At 64.3% G+C, this 13833-nt stretch carries 13 protein-coding genes; all 13 read right to left on the reverse strand.

The genetic code is table 11. The features are described 5' to 3' along the window. Positions 1-72 precede the first annotated feature (72 nt). Positions 73-1881, reverse strand: a complete 1809-nt coding sequence (locus A6764_RS18670) for a PrpR N-terminal domain-containing protein (protein WP_065067891.1) — start codon at positions 1879-1881, stop codon at positions 73-75. Positions 1882-2002: 121 nt separating this feature from the next. Next, positions 2003-2641: a precorrin-2 dehydrogenase/sirohydrochlorin ferrochelatase family protein gene (locus tag A6764_RS18675; protein WP_065067890.1), complete on the reverse strand. Its 639-nt coding sequence runs from the start codon at positions 2639-2641 to the stop codon at positions 2003-2005. Between the two features lie 6 nt (positions 2642-2647). Then, complete coding sequence (gene cobA / locus A6764_RS18680) at positions 2648-3406, reverse strand: uroporphyrinogen-III C-methyltransferase (protein WP_065067889.1); 759 nt, start codon at positions 3404-3406, stop codon at positions 2648-2650. Next, on the reverse strand, positions 3403-4455 hold the full coding sequence (cobT, locus tag A6764_RS18685; RefSeq protein WP_264622324.1) for a nicotinate-nucleotide--dimethylbenzimidazole phosphoribosyltransferase: 1053 nt from the start codon (positions 4453-4455) through the stop codon (positions 3403-3405). Before cobT ends, cobA begins: the two co-directional genes overlap by 4 nt. Continuing rightward, positions 4452-5969, reverse strand: a complete 1518-nt coding sequence (locus tag A6764_RS18690) for a cobyric acid synthase (RefSeq protein WP_065067888.1) — start codon at positions 5967-5969, stop codon at positions 4452-4454. The genes cobT and A6764_RS18690 overlap by 4 nt, the downstream gene beginning before the upstream one ends. Next, complete coding sequence (locus A6764_RS18695) at positions 5962-7350, reverse strand: cobyrinic acid a,c-diamide synthase CobB (protein ID WP_065067887.1); 1389 nt, start codon at positions 7348-7350, stop codon at positions 5962-5964. Before A6764_RS18695 ends, A6764_RS18690 begins: the two co-directional genes overlap by 8 nt. Continuing rightward, positions 7347-8489: a cobalt-precorrin 5A hydrolase gene (locus A6764_RS18700; protein ID WP_264622325.1), complete on the reverse strand. Its 1143-nt coding sequence runs from the start codon at positions 8487-8489 to the stop codon at positions 7347-7349. Before A6764_RS18700 ends, A6764_RS18695 begins: the two co-directional genes overlap by 4 nt. Beyond that, positions 8486-9268 (reverse strand): precorrin-4 C(11)-methyltransferase, encoded by a 783-nt coding sequence (gene cobM, locus A6764_RS18705; protein WP_035300771.1) that lies wholly within the window; start codon positions 9266-9268, stop codon positions 8486-8488. Before cobM ends, A6764_RS18700 begins: the two co-directional genes overlap by 4 nt. Further along, positions 9265-9981 (reverse strand): precorrin-2 C(20)-methyltransferase, encoded by a 717-nt coding sequence (cobI, locus tag A6764_RS18710; protein ID WP_065067886.1) that lies wholly within the window; start codon positions 9979-9981, stop codon positions 9265-9267. The genes cobM and cobI overlap by 4 nt, the downstream gene beginning before the upstream one ends. Beyond that, positions 9978-11210: a bifunctional cobalt-precorrin-7 (C(5))-methyltransferase/cobalt-precorrin-6B (C(15))-methyltransferase gene (locus A6764_RS18715; RefSeq protein ID WP_065067885.1), complete on the reverse strand. Its 1233-nt coding sequence runs from the start codon at positions 11208-11210 to the stop codon at positions 9978-9980. The genes cobI and A6764_RS18715 overlap by 4 nt, the downstream gene beginning before the upstream one ends. After that, positions 11194-12309 carry a cobalt-precorrin-5B (C(1))-methyltransferase gene (locus A6764_RS18720; protein WP_065067884.1) on the reverse strand — a complete coding sequence of 372 codons (1116 nt, stop codon included), beginning with the start codon at positions 12307-12309 and terminating at the stop codon, positions 11194-11196. Before A6764_RS18720 ends, A6764_RS18715 begins: the two co-directional genes overlap by 17 nt. Before the next feature lie 3 nt (positions 12310-12312). After that, the gene (locus A6764_RS18725; RefSeq protein WP_029097839.1) at positions 12313-12963 is read right to left on the reverse strand and encodes a precorrin-8X methylmutase; all 651 of its coding nucleotides are present in this window, start codon (positions 12961-12963) and stop codon (positions 12313-12315) included. 82 nt (positions 12964-13045) lie between these two features. Continuing rightward, entirely contained in the window at positions 13046-13825 is a 780-nt protein-coding gene (cobK, locus tag A6764_RS18730; RefSeq protein WP_065067883.1) for a precorrin-6A reductase, read from the reverse strand. Positions 13826-13833 lie beyond the last annotated feature (8 nt).

Consider the following 13833-nt stretch of genomic DNA (forward strand, 5'->3'; position numbering starts at 1 on the left):
CAATAGCTATTTGATATCGCTTTCAATAGTCATTATAAGACGGGTCAAAGGGGGATTCAATATTCAAACTGTTTATTTTTTCAACACTCCTCCCAATTTTCGCCACAGCGTTGTTCGATTGATGCCCAATCGTTTGGCCGCACGTGATTGATTCATGCCTTCTTCTTTCAGCACGTGCAGCAAAATTTGCCGTTCAATCTCTTCCCAACTTCCCTCCAGATTCAATCCGGCCAGGGGCAGCCCCCCGTTTCCGGCACGTGTTTCCGCACTGTACCGCTGCCACGCTTCCTGCCATTCCTCCAGGCCCACATAGTGGCCCTCCGTCAGCAGCAGCATTTCTTCCACGACGTTTTCGAATTCTTTCAGGTTGCCGGGCCAGTCGTATTCGGCGAGCCGTTCGATTACCTCTTCCCTGATGCCGACGATGTGCTTGCCGTACGCCGAATTGTGATGGGCGATGAGCACACGCGCCAATTCCCCTATGTCCTCTACGCGTTCCCGCAGCGGAGGAATGCGCAGTTGGCACTCGGCGAGCTGGTGGAGCAGAAGAGAGGAAAAGCCGCCTCGTTTCGCGACCTGTCCGGGCGACAGGGTGGAGGAGGCAATCAGCCGCAGCCGTCCCCCTTTTTGCAGCTCGGCCGCCAACTGATCCTGCAGGCGAACAGACAGCTTGTCCGCTTCCTCCAGGTACAGGGTTCCTCCAGATGCGGTTGTAAGCAAACCTGGTTTTCCTTCCGTTCCGAACAGTTCTTCCGCCAGCCTCTCTTCCTCTGCGGTTGAACAGCAGACGGAATAGAATCGGTGCCGGCCTTGTCTGCTCGCCACGTGGATCGCCTGGGCAAAATGCATGCGGCCGCTGCCCATCTCCCCGGTGAGCCAGACGCTTTTGTTCGTCTGCGCGTACGTCTGGGCCCGCTTTACCGTTTTCGCGATCTCCCGGCTGGACCCGATCACCTGCGCAAACGCGGCCAGGCGCTCCGGCGTCTGTATCTCCCGAAATGGCCGAGGCGGCACGCCCTTGCTTTCCTGCAGGTAGAGAACGAAAGCGGCCGGTTCCTCCTTTGTGCGGGCGGCAATCCGGATATCGCACAAACGGTCTTGTATCGCCACGTGTTCCGCTGTGACCGTTGTGCCGTCCGGCTGGTCGGCGGAAAGCAGGGACGCAACTGCGGGCGGAATCGCGTCGGCATTGCCCAGCCACGCCTGCGCCGCAGGATTCGCGTACAGGATGTCGCCGTTCGCACGCACCGCCAGCACGCCTGTCGTGTCGTGCTGCAGGAGTTCCTCGTAAAAACGCGCCTTTTCCTGCCCCTTCATGTAGATATCGTGGACGTACACCAGCTCCGTCAACATCTCCTGGACGGACTCGCGGCCGGATGTGATGAGGATGCCGTGATAGCCCATTTCCTGTGCGGTCCTCACCGTGACGACATCGCCCAGTACGATTTGCGCGCCCTGATTGGTCGCCTGCTCCAGCGCGCCTCTTACTTCCGACTCATGGTGAACGGGGTAAACGGGTATTTCCAGGTTGAGCAGGCTGGAGACGGTCGCCGCCCCCTGACAGATTCCCGGGAAGCCGATGATGGCCGGCTTGCTGTTGGAATCCTTGATCAATGTGAGAACGCGCAGGATGTCGTAGCCGGAGACGGGGATGTCCACGACCGGAATGGACACGTGCTTGCGGATGAGCAGGGCCGTTCCGCCGCGGCTGACAATCACGTCGTACTTTTGCTTCTCGGCCTGCAGCACAATGGGCAGGGCCTCTTCCAGATCGGCGATTTCCACATCCATCTCGATCCGGTCGTCTTCTTTTGCGATGTCCAGCAGCAGATCCCGCAAGCCCGGGTACGGCGCGATGCCTTTTACCTTGATCTTCGCCATGTTCTTGCCTCCAATATGTTGCGAAATGAAACAGGTATCGCTAAAATTATACAACTTTGGCCGGAAAAAGCAAAAGAACCGGAACACCCGTTGTCCGGGCTGCCGGTTCACTAGATTTCGCTCAGGGTTTCCCCAGGTTTCGGATCACCTGCTCCGCTTCCTGATCGCGCCGCTCTGTTTCTCCCGCCGCGGTCCACTGCAGGAAGCGGTCGTCCAGCAGTTCGGCCAGAACGGCCCGGCGCTGTGTTTCGTCCAGTCCGAGCGCGAGCACCCTGTCCCGCATCGCTCCCAAAAAGGCCGTGTAATCTCCGTACTCCGGCCCGAACCGCTCCTCCAACTGCCGGCGCAGTTTTTTCGCCAGACCGGGGTTGTGTCCGCCCGTGGAAATGGCGATCTGCATATCGCCCCGCTCCACCACGGACGGAACGGTAAACGTGCACAGGTCGGGGCGGTCGACGACATTGACCCACTGGTGCGGGCCGCACGCCCGGTGGACAGCCAGATTGACGCGGGGATCGTCCGTGGCTGCGATCACCACGACCGCGTCCCGCACGTCGTCAGGGACAAACGGGCGGCGGTGCAGCGTAATGCGTCCCGCTTCCGCCCACGAATCGACCGCCGGCGTGCAGGCGGGACTGACGACCGTGACGACGGCTCCCGTGTTCAGCAGGCCGCCGATCTTCCGTTCCGCCACGTGTCCGCCGCCGACGACGAGACACCGTTTGTCCCGCAGATTGGCCATCATCGGGTAGAGCCGCACCCTGCCTCACTCCTCGAACCACTTGATCTTCTCCCGCAATTGTACCACGTCGCCGACCAGAATGATCGCGGGGTTGGAGATGCCGGGGTGGCGCTGGACCGTTTCCTCGATGGTGGCCAGCGTCCCGGTCACCGTCGCCTGCTCCGGCAGCGTTCCCCTGGCGATCACGGCGACGGGCGTATCCGGCCGGCGGCCATGTTCCAGGAGCCGGGCACAAATCAGCGGCAGATTGGCGATCCCCATGTAAAAGGCGACCGTGTCCACGCCGCGTGCCAGCCCCCGCCACTTTTCCGCGTCCTCTCCCGATTTGCCGCCGCTCAAGTGCCCGGTCACCACGGCAAAGGAAGAGCCGTGCTCCCGATGCGTGACGGGGATGCCGGCATAGGCAGGAGCGGCGATGCCGGCCGTGACGCCGGGAACGATCTCAAACGGGACGCCTCTTTGGGCCAGATGCTCGGCTTCTTCACCGGCCCGGCCAAACACGCACGGGTCTCCGCCCTTGAGCCGGACGACCGTTTTGCCCTCCAGCGCTTTTTCCGCCAGAAGCGCGTTGATCGCCTCCTGCCGCATCGTGTGGTTGTCCGGCAGTTTGCCGCAGTAGATGCGCTCCGCGTCATCCCGGACGTGCTCCAGCAGCGTCGGATTGGCCAGGCGGTCGTAGATGACGACGTCCGCCTCGCGCAGGCACTCCAGCCCTTTGACGGTGATCAGCTTGGGATCGCCCGGCCCCGCCCCGACAAGGTATACCTTGCCGCGCTGCGTCATCGGCTGCTCACCCCTGCCGACTCAAATGTCGCCATCTCCCGAATCATCCGGGTGGCCGCCTCCACGATCGGAAACGCCACCGCCGCCCCGCTGCCTTCGCCGAGCCTGAGGCCGAGATCGATCAGCGGCTCTTTGCCCAGCGCCCGAAGCGCATGGAGATGGCCCGGCTCCTGGGAGCGGTGGCCGGCGATCAGGTAGTCGGCCGCTCCCGGACAGAGGCGGACGGCCAGCAGTGCCGCCACCGTGGAGATGAAGCCGTCCACCAGCACGGGGATGCGCCGCGCCGCGGCACCGAGCACGGCTCCCGCCATCGCGCCGATTTCCAGGCCGCCCACTTTGGCCAGCGCCTCCAACGGCCGGGCCGGGTCCGGACGATGCCGGGCGAGCGCCTGTTTGACGACCGCTTTTTTCCGCTCCCACGCCGCGTCGCCGACGCCCGTCCCGCGGCCGACCAGCTCATCCGGCTCCGCCCCGGTCAGCGCCGCCAGCAGGGCGCTGCTGGCCGTCGTGTTGCCGATGCCCATCTCGCCGATGATCAAAAGCTTCGCGCCCTCGTCGGCGATCGCCCCGGCGCACTCCAGGCCGACCTGTACGGCGCGCTCCGCCTCTTCCGGCGTCATGGCCTCCTCCCGCAGCAGGTTGCCGGTGCCCGGCCTGATTTTTTTCCGCCACACGCCGGGCGCCTCCACCTCGACGGCCACGCCCACGTCCACCACGTGCAGCAGGGCTCCGATCTGGCGGGAAAAGACGTTGATCGCCGCGCCCCCGGCCGCGAAGTTGGCCACCATCTGGGCGGTCACTTCCTGCGGGTAGGCGGAGACCCCCTCGGCCGTCACGCCGTGGTCGGCGGCAAAGACAAGCACGCCGGGCGGCGTTACGGAAGGAAGCGCGCTGCCCGTCATCGCCGCCAGCCGGACAGCCAGCTCCTCCAGCCGGCCCAGGCTGCCCAGCGGCTTGGTCAGCTGATCCACGCGGCGTCTGGCCTCAGCCGCCGCCGCTTCGTTCAGCGGCTCAATCTTTACATACGGTTGTGTCCATTCGGTTTTCATCTTCCCACCCCATTTTCCTGAAACGCTCTCATCCGCTCCTCGATCAGATCCAGCCGCACGTGGCGCCTGACGCAGTCGGCCAGCAGGTCAAATCCCCGCTCCCGCAGCGCGACAAACGACGGCCGTTCGCCAAGCGGCGCCAGCCCCTTCCGTGCGCGCAGCTCGTCGAGCAGCAGCCAGCGGAATTCATCGTTGTGAAACAGCCCGTGAACATACGTGCCGAGCACCCGCCGCTCGGGATCGCAGAAGCCGTCCACGCGATCGGCGAGCCGGATGAACGGGGAGACCCCGTCGGCAAATACGGAACGGCCCATGTGGATCTCGTACCCCTCCAGCCGAATCCGCCTGCCCGCGAACGACGCCTCGCCGCTGCACAGGACGGTGGTTTTGCGCCGCTCCAGCGTGGTCGTCATCGGGATCAATCCCATGCCCGCCACCGATTGGCGGGGCGACTCCACACCGTCCGGGTCGCTGACCGTCCGCCCCAGCATCTGATAGCCGCCGCACAGGCCGACCAGAAACGAGCGGCCCGCCGCGTGCAGCGAGAGAATCTCCCGTTCCAGCCCCGTCTCCCGCAGGAACAAGAGGTCTTCCAGCGTGTTTTTGCTGCCGGGGAGCAGAATCAGATCGGGCTGCCCCAGCTCTTCCGGCCGGGTGACATAGCGAACGGTGCAGTCCGGCTCGACGAAAAACGGATCGGCGTCGGTAAAGTTGGAAATGCGCGGATAGCGGATCACCGCGACATCGATCTCCCGTGCCGTTTCCGTTTGCCCCTGGTAGCGGTGCAGGATGAGCGAATCCTCCGCGTCGATCCACAGGTCGGGAATGAACGGAACGACGCCCAGCACCGGTTTGCCCGTGTACTGTTCAAACCAGTCCAGCCCCGGCTTGAGCAGGGACAAATCGCCGCGGAACCGGTTGATGATCACGCCGATCACCCGCTCCCGGTCCTGCGGCTCCAGCAATTGCAGCGTGCCCACCAGGCTGGCGAAGACGCCGCCCCGTTCGATGTCGGCCACCAGGATGACCGGCGCGTTGGCGAGGCGAGCCACCCGCATGTTGACCAATTCCCGATCGTTCAGGTTGACCTCGGCCGGACTCCCCGCCCCTTCGATCACGATCCGCTCGTACGCAGCGGCCAGCCGGCCGTACGCTTCCCGGATCACGCGCAGTCCCTCCTCGAAAAAATCGCTGCGGTAGGCGAGCGCCTTCATGTTGGCGTACGGTTCGCCGTTTACCACGATCTGCGACTCCGCGTCCCGCGTCGGCTTGATCAGGATCGGGTTCATGTCGGTGGTGGCGATGACGCCGGCCGCCTCCGCCTGCACGCCCTGCGCCCGTCCGATTTCCTTGCCGTCCAGGGTGACGTAGGAGTTGAGCGCCATGTTTTGCGATTTGAAGGGAGCCGTCTTGTAGCCGTCCTGGGCAAAGATGCGGCAAAAGGCCGTCGCCAGCACGCTTTTGCCCGCGTCGGAGCTGGTTCCCTGAATCATCAGCGGCAGCGCCTTAGCCACGCGCCTTCACCTCCAGGCACTGCTCCACCCAGCGCTTGGGCAGGGCGGGGTTGGAAGCGAAGTGCAGATGGGTGTAGCCGGCTACCAGATTGTCGCGGGCGTACCCCTCCGGTTTCGTGCCGCGCAGCCCCTTTGTCTCGTACGCGTGCGGCAGCTTGAGGTCAGCCGCAAACGTGGAGTAGTGAAACTCGTGCCCGTGGGCCTGTTCGTCCGGGCCGATCAGGAAGTTTTCCGCCGTCCCCCGCACCTCCCGGTAGCCGAGCGCGGCCAGCCGCTTCTGCATCGTCACCGTGCCGGGGATGATACCGGCCATCGGGTAGGTGCGTCCGTCCGTCGTCACGATCGCGTCGGTCAGGTACATGAATCCGCCGCACTCCGCCAGCGTCGGCAGTCCGGCCCGCACCGCCCGGCGGAACGACTCCAGCACCGTCCGGTTGCGCGACAGCTCGGCAGCGAACTCCTCGGGAAACCCGCCGCCGATGTAAAGGCCGTCCGCCTCCTGCGGAACGGGCTCGCCGGCCAGCGGGGAGAAAAAGAGCAGTTCCGCCCCGTTTGCCTCCAACAGCTCCAGGTTTTCCGGATAGTAGAAGTGGAACGCCGCGTCCTTGGCGACGGCGATCTTCACCCGTTTCTCCCCGGGGACGGCGGAGACGGGAGCAAACAGCTTCCGCTCCACATGAAACGGCTCCGCCTGCGCCAGCTCCCAGACCCGGTCCACATCCACCGTCTCCGCCACCCGTTCGGCCAGGCGGTCAAACAGCGGCTGCAGTTCCCCCCGCTCCACCGACGGCACCAGGCCGAGATGGCGCTCCGGAATTTCCAGGTCGGCCTCCCGCTTGAGGTAGCCCACCACCGGCACTCCGCACTCCTGCTCGACGGCAGCCTTGACGATTTGGTAGTGCCCCTCGCTGCCCGCTTTGTTGGCGACCACTCCGACGATCTTCACCTGCGGGTTGAGCATTTGAAAGCCCTTGACGATGGCCGCCGCGCTGCGGGCCATGCTCTGGCAGTTGACCACCAGCAGCACGGGCGAAGCCGTCAGCAGGCTGATCTCCGCCGTGCTGCCCCGGTCGCTGGTCGGCTCCTTGCCGTCGTACATGCCCATCACGCCCTCGATCACGGCGATGTCCGCCCCCTCCGAGCCCCGGGCAAAGATCTCCCGGACGGTGTCGTGCGGCAGCATCCAACTGTCCAGGTTGCGCGACACCCGTCCCGTCACCGCCGTGTGGTAGGTCGGGTCGATGTAATCCGGGCCGCACTTGAACCCCTGGACGGCGTACCCTTTTCGCTTCAGGGCCGCCATCAGGCCGATGGTGACGGTCGTCTTGCCGGCGCCGCTGCCCGTTCCGGCGATCACGATCCGGCGGTCGTTCGCGCTCATGGGCGTCCCTCCCCGCCGTACGGCATCAGTCCCACGGAGATGGTGACGTTGCCCGATTTTTTCTTGGTCAGCACCAGCTTGTCGACGCCCGCGTACAGCTTGGCCGCCGGTTCGCTCACCCCGTACGCGCCGGTGTACTTGAACACCGTGTCCGACGGCTCCTCCATTGGCACGCGGTTCAGCTCATCCGGGGCATACCAGACAAACGGCCATCCGTATTTTTCACACACGGCGATCAGACCGACTTCATCCTTTTTCAAATCGATCGTGGCCACCGCCTTGACGCTCTTGATAGAGAATTGCAGCTCCTCCAGCGTTTCCTGGATCACCGCTTCGATCTCTTCCGCCGACGTGCCGCGGTTGCAGCCGATGCCGAGCACGATCACCTTGGGCCGGTACAGGACCCCGTTGTCCAAAATCGCTTCTTCCTCGCGGGTCAGCAGGCGGTGCGTCACCACCAGCGCCGCCTGCGGCCGGTCGGCCAAAGCGGCCGGAATGGACGCGTACACCCGAATGTTGGGGGGTATCGGCGTGTCGTGCATCCACCAGTGGCGCTCCCCCGACTCCTGCACCACGGCGACGCGTTCCTCATTGACCACGGAGGCGCTGACCGGGGTCAGTTTGTCCGCCGACTCCCACTCCCAGCCGAAACGGCGGCCAAACAGGTCGACGGGAATCGTCTTCTGCACGTCGGAGGCGGTCGTGATCACCGGCCGTGCCCCCATCACCGCTGCCACTTCCCGCGCCAGTTCGTTGGCGCCGCCGAGGTGGCCGGACAGCACGCTGATCACATGTTCCCCCTTGTCGTCGATCACCACCACGCCGGGATCGGTCTTTTTGTCCTCCAACAGCGGCGCGATCATCCGCACGACGGCGCCGAGCGAGATGATCACGATCAGTCCCTTGTAGGCCGGCCAGAGCGCGGGAAACAGCAGGCGGACGCTGCCGGAAAAGAGCTGGATGCCCTTTGCCCCCTCGTCGCCCCTGGCAAACTTGCTCATGTAGTAAAGATCGGTCCCCGGAAACGACTCGTGCAGCCGGCGCGCCATCTCCACACCGTGCTTGGTGATGGCGATGATCGCGTAGTCGCCCCGCTGCTCGATGACGGGAATCTCCCCTTCCGTCAGTTCGATGATCATCCCTCTGTCACACCTTTTCTGTACCCGTGGGTAAAGGTTTTGTCGTACAGCTTGGAGCGGTGCTGCCCGCTCTTTTCGTGAATGGCCGGGTCAAGCGCCCAGCCGGCCAGAATCATCGCGTGCGAGCGGATGCCGTGCTTGCCCATCTCTTCGTCCAGATGTTTCAGCGTGGTGCGGACGATCACCTGATCCGGCCAGCTCGCCCGCTGCACCACCGCCACCGGCGTATCTTCGCTCCATCCCGCTTCCGTCAGCTCGCGGACCACTTTTTTCGTCAGGGTGGCGCTCAAAAAGAGGGCGATCGTGCAGTGATGCTCCGCCAGCGCGCGCAGCTTTTCCCGCTCCGGCACCGGGGTGCGCCCCTCCGCCCGGGTGAGGATCAGCGTCTGCGTCAGCTCGGGGATGGTCAATTCCGCCCCCAGCGCCGCCGCCGCGGCAAAGACGGAGCTGACGCCCGGCACGATCTCCACGTCTATGCCCGCTCGTTTCAAGAGGGCGATCTGCTCCATCGTCGCCCCGTAGACGGACGGGTCGCCGGTGTGCAGCCGGACCACTGTCTTCCCCTGGCGGACGCGGTCGACCATCAGCTCCACCATCTCTTCCAGCGCCATGCCGGAACTTTGCAGGACTTCCGCGCCCGGCTTGGCCTTGGCCGCCAGTTCGTCGCTGACGAGCGAGTCGGTGTAGAGGACGACGTCCGCCTGCTGCAGCAGTTTCAGCCCTTTCACCGTAATCAGATCCGGGTCGCCCGGACCCGCTCCCACGATGTACAGTTTCATCTCTTTTTCACCACCATCAGCGTGAGGTAGCCGAGCTCCGCCCGCTCCAGCTCCCGGACGTCTGTCCACACCAACTCTTCGGCGGAGGTTACTTTCGTGGCGACGGCCGCCTTGTCGACGAGGTCCAGCTCGCGCAATAGCCCGATGATCATCGGCAGCACCTTGGCCACCTTCAAAAAGACGACGCAGTCGTGCGAAAGCAGCGCCTGTCTCATCGCCTCCCGGTCGTCCGTGGCCGGAATGATGCCGATCTGCTCGTCGCCGTCCGCAAGCGGCAGGCCGAGGCGGGAGGCGGCGCCGAGAAACGAAGAGACGCCCGGCACGGAGACAATCGGCACCTCGGGATGCGCCGCCTGCATCACCCGCATCATGTGAATAAAGGTGCTGTAAAACAGCGGATCGCCCTCGGTGACAAAGGCGACGTCCTTGCCTTGGCGCAGACGCTCCCAGACGAGCTCCACCGTGTTGGCCCACTCCTGCTCCAGCACTTCCTTGTCCTTGGTCATGGGAAAGACCAGTCCGAGCATCTCCTTGCCTTCCGAAGGCTTGACGTACAGCTCGGCGATCTGGTGGGCGTAGCTTTTGCTGCCCATCCGCTTTTTCGGGTAGGCGACCACCGGCGACTGCTGCAGCAGGCGAAATGCCTTGACCGTGATCAGCTCCGGATCGCCGGGGCCGACGCCGATGCCGTACAGGGTTCCAATCCTGCTCACGCGCTGTCTCCTCCTCTCTCTTTCTCCTCCTGCTTGGCCCAGGCGGTGATGATGTAGACGGGGTTAAGCCCTTCAAACCGGGTCATGTTCAGGATCGGCTTGCTGCGCGACAGCTGCGCCAGCGTCACCGAGGTCTCAAAGCGTTCCTCCGCAAACGCCTGCGTCGCCGCGTACAGCGTCTCGATCGTGGCCGCGTTGACGACGATCCGGCCGTTTGGCTTCAAGCGGCTGCAGCAGACGTGCAAAAGCTCCCGCAGTTCGCCGCCGCTGCCGCCGATAAAGACCGCGTCCGGGTCGGGAAACTGGTCCAGTCCCTCCGGCGCCCTGGCGTGCACGACGGTGAAGTCGGTGCGGAACTTGGCCATGTTCCGGCGGCAGTTTTCCAGATCGTCCGCGTTCTTTTCCACCGCGTACACCTCGCCTTCCCGGGCGATGCGCGCCGCTTCAATCGCCACCGAACCGGTGCAGGTGCCGATGTCCCAGACGACGCTTTTGGCGTGAAGCTGCATCTGGGCCAGGCTGAGAACGCGCACTTCCTTTTTCGTGATCAGCCCTTTGTCCGGCTTGCGCTGGGAAAACTCCTCGTCGGCGATGCCGAGCGGCCAGACGGGGCTCTCCCGCCGCTTGCGCAGGATCACCACGTTCAGGTCGGAAAAGGCGCCGTCCGCCATCTCCTCCAGCGTGTACCAGCCGGTCCGCTCTTCCGGACTGCCCAGGTTTTCGCCCACAAACGCGTCGTACTCGGTCATGCCGAACGCGAGCAGGTAGCGGGCGATGGCGGCGGGATTGTTCTCGCGATCGGTCAAAAGGGCCACTTTTTCCCGGCCGTCGATCCGCTGCGCCAGCCCCTTCATGCTGCGCCCGTGCACGCTGGCGAAGTAGGCGTCCTGCCACGACTCGCCCGTCTTGGCAAAGGCGAGCTGAATCGAGCTGAGGTGCGGGTATATTTCCACGTTCAGCTTTTTTGCCAGCAGGCTGCCGACGCCGTAAAACAGCGGATCGCCCGAGGCGAGGATCACCGTTTTCCGCTTCTCCTCGCGCAGCCGGTCCGCCAGCGCCGAAAGGCCTCCCTTCAGCACCAGCTTTTCGCCCGCGTACTCGGGAAAAAAGGAGAGGTGCCGCTCTCCGCCGACCAGCAGTTCGCTCTCCATGATCCATGTGCGGTACAACGGCAGCAGGCTCTGCTGCCCGTCGTCCCCGATTCCGATCACCTTAATCGCCTGTGTCATTCACTGTCACCCTTCCCAACAGGGACCCTTTCATCGTAATCAGCACGGTCTCGATTTCCATGCCGCCGCCCGCTTCCTTCAGGCCGGCGCGGCAGCAGCTTTCGCACAGCTTGGCAAAAAAGGCGGGGTAGTCCGCCATCATGTCGCCCACCTGGGCCGCGGTGTTGGCTTCCTTCGCCTGCTGCACCAGCTCGTCGGGCGCCCCCGCCTCGGCCGCGAGCCCGGCGAGAAAGCCGAAATCGACCGGCGCGCTTTTGGAGTGAACCATCATCACGCCTTGGGCCACTTTGGAAAACTTGCCCATCATCCCGACCAGGGTCACCTTTTTCATCTGCTTTCGCTTGCACTGCTGCAGGGAAAACCCGACGAAATCCCCCATCTCGACGAACGCTTCCTCCGGCAGTTCGGGGTACAGCTGCATGCCGAACTGCTCGCTTTTTCCGCCGGTGGACAGCACGATGTGCTCGCATCCCGCCTCGCGGGCCACATTGATCGCCTGGGCGATGCTGGCCTTGTAGGCGGCGGTGGAAAAGGGGACGACGATGCCGCGCGTGCCGAGAATGGAAATGCCGCCGATGATGCCGAGCCGCCCGTTCAGCGTCTTTTTCGCGATCTCCTCTCCGTCGGGCACGGAAATGACCACGCGCACGCCCCGTTCCACGCCGTACTGCTCCAGCACGGACTGGACCGCCTCCCGGATCATTTTCCGGGGGACGGGGTTGATCGCCGCCTCGCCGATCGGCACCGGCAGGCCCGGTTTGGTCACCCGGCCCACGCCAACACCGCCGTCCAGCTCCATGCCCGGCTCGTCCCGCCAGGTGACCGTGCTGAGGATCAAGGCGCCGTGGGTGGCATCGGGGTCGTCTCCGCCGTCCTTGATGATGCCCGCCGTCGCCTCGTCGGCCGTCCACTCGCATCGCTCCAGTTGAAACGTCACGTCCATGCCGGCCGGCAGGGGAATGGTGGACTGCGTCTGCCGCTCCTGGGTGATCAGGGCGGTGAGGGCCGCCTTGGTCGCCGCCGCGGCGCACGCACCCGTGGTGTAGCCGTGGCGGAGCGGTTTCGCTTCCTTTTCGTCCGTTGCCGCTTTTGCCGCCATGACCTATCCCAGCCGTTCCGCCATCAGCGAGAGTGCGTTGACGGCCGCCACGGTGACCGGACTGCCGCCCTTGCGCCCGATGTTGGTGATGAACGGCACGTCCAGCTTGGCCAGCTCTTCCTTGGACTCGGCGGCGGAGACGAAACCGACCGGCATGCCGATGATCAAGCCCGGTTTGGCCTCTCCTTCCTTCACCAGGCGGATCAGCTCCAACAGCGCGGTCGGCGCGTTGCCGATGGCGAAAATGCCGCCCTCCGCCTCCTTGACCGCCTTGCGCATGGAGATGATCGCCCGCGTCGTGTTGAGCCGCTTCGCCTCTTCCATGACGTCCTTGTCGGAGATGTACACTTTCACCTCGCCGCCGAACTTTTCGATCCGGTTCTTGCTGATGCCCACCTGCACCATCTGCACGTCGGCCACGACGATTTTGCCGCTGCGGATGGCTTCGATGCCCGCGCGGACGGCGTCCGGGTGAAAGACCAGGCTGCGCCCCAGCTCAAAGTCGGCCGAGGCGTGAATCACGCGCTGCACCACCGGGAACTGCTCCTCGGTAAACGGATGCTCTCCCAGTTCTTCCGTGATGATCTGAAAGCTCTTGTCCTCGATTTCCTGCGGCTGCACCGTCAGCGGTTTAAACTCCGTGCGAAAGTCCATGTCGCGCTCCTCCCTTTCTTTGCGGCAGCTCTCGTTCCCGTCTCGGCGGGTCCGTCCCGGCGGGAGCGGTCCCGGGGGCTGTTCACCCCACGGCAGGGGCAGCCAACTCCCGGAGCTGCCCGATGACGCCGTCAAAATCGGAAAACGCGGTGCCGTACTCGATCTGCGGCCGGGCGATCACAATCGTCTCGATGCCCATCTCCAGGGCCGCTTCCACTTTTTCGTCAAACGCGCCCGCCCTGCCGCTCTCCTTGGTAATCATCAGCGTCACGCCGTAATGGCTGTAGAGCGCCTTGTTCAGTTCCTTGGAAAACGGCCCCTGCATGGCGACGATGTTTTTTTGCTCGATGCCCAGCTCCTCGCACTTCTGCATGTTGTCCACGCGCGGCAGCATCCGGGCGACCAGCGTCGTGTCCGGCAGGCCGAGCAGCCGGTCGGTGAAAATCTTCAGCGTCTTGCTGCCGGTCGTCAGCATGATCACCCCGCGTTTTTGCGCCGCCACTTCTGCCGCCTGGACGTAATCCTCCACCACGGTGATCTTGTCATGCCCGGGCGAAGCGATGCTTTCCCGCTCGTAGCGGATGTAGGGGACGCCCGCTTCCCTGGCTCCGGCCATGGCGTTTTTCGACGCTTCCTCGGCGTAGGGGTGGCTTGCGTCCACCACGGCCTGCACGCCTTTGGCTTCGATCAATCGACGGATGTCCTCCGCGGTCAGGCGGCCCACCTGCACCGGCAAACCGGCTTCCTCCATGCTTTTGGCGGCGTTCTCTGTCACGACGGTGGTCAAAAGGTCGTACCCCGCCGCCTTGATCCGCAGGGCCAACTCCCGCGCGTCGCTGGTTCCGGCCAATACGAGAATCATTGCTCGTC

The sequence above is a fragment of the Brevibacillus sp. WF146 genome (assembly GCF_001673705.2).
Taxonomy (GTDB): domain Bacteria; phylum Bacillota; class Bacilli; order Brevibacillales; family Brevibacillaceae; genus Brevibacillus; species Brevibacillus thermoruber.

Coding starts and splice junctions, on each gene's coding strand:
- cobM (WP_035300771.1), bottom strand. CDS start 9,268: ATGAAACTGTACATCGTGGGAGCGGGTCCGGGCGACCCGGATCTGATT.
- A6764_RS18700 (WP_264622325.1), bottom strand. CDS start 8,489: ATGATCATCGAACTGACGGAAGGGGAGATTCCCGTCATCGAGCAGCGG.
- A6764_RS18725 (WP_029097839.1), bottom strand. CDS start 12,963: ATGGACTTTCGCACGGAGTTTAAACCGCTGACGGTGCAGCCGCAGGAA.
- cobA (WP_065067889.1), bottom strand. CDS start 3,406: ATGACGCAGCGCGGCAAGGTATACCTTGTCGGGGCGGGGCCGGGCGAT.
- A6764_RS18720 (WP_065067884.1), bottom strand. CDS start 12,309: ATGGCGGCAAAAGCGGCAACGGACGAAAAGGAAGCGAAACCGCTCCGC.
- A6764_RS18715 (WP_065067885.1), bottom strand. CDS start 11,210: ATGACACAGGCGATTAAGGTGATCGGAATCGGGGACGACGGGCAGCAG.
- A6764_RS18670 (WP_065067891.1), bottom strand. CDS start 1,881: ATGGCGAAGATCAAGGTAAAAGGCATCGCGCCGTACCCGGGCTTGCGG.
- cobT (WP_264622324.1), bottom strand. CDS start 4,455: ATGAAAACCGAATGGACACAACCGTATGTAAAGATTGAGCCGCTGAAC.
- cobK (WP_065067883.1), bottom strand. CDS start 13,825: ATGATTCTCGTATTGGCCGGAACCAGCGACGCGCGGGAGTTGGCCCTG.
- A6764_RS18695 (WP_065067887.1), bottom strand. CDS start 7,350: ATGAGCGCGAACGACCGCCGGATCGTGATCGCCGGAACGGGCAGCGGC.